Genomic DNA, 240 nt, shown 5'->3' with positions numbered 1-240 from the left:
CTCTTGGGCGGTATCAGCCTGTTATCCCCAGAGTACCTTTTATCCGTTGAGCGATGGCCCTTCCATACAGAACCACCGGATCACTATGACCTGCTTTCGCACCTGCTCGACTTGTCGGTCTCGCAGTTAAGCACGCTTATGCCATTGCACTATCAGCACGATTTCCGACCGTACCTAGCGTACCTTCGTACTCCTCCGTTACGCTTTGGGAGGAGACCGCCCCAGTCAAACTGCCTACCA

The 240-nt window shown here is 54.2% G+C and carries 1 rRNA gene; it reads right to left on the bottom strand.

What is annotated here, in order from left to right:
- Positions 1-240 (bottom strand): 23S ribosomal RNA (locus tag SB725_RS33580); the annotation flags it as partial.

It is taken from the genome of Pseudomonas sp. SIMBA_041, from assembly GCF_046535095.1.
GTDB classification, from domain to species: Bacteria; Pseudomonadota; Gammaproteobacteria; order Pseudomonadales; family Pseudomonadaceae; genus Aquipseudomonas; species Aquipseudomonas mucoides.
The sequence above is the reverse complement of the archived record's forward strand: the minus strand, read 5'-3'. Positions and strand labels throughout refer to the sequence as shown.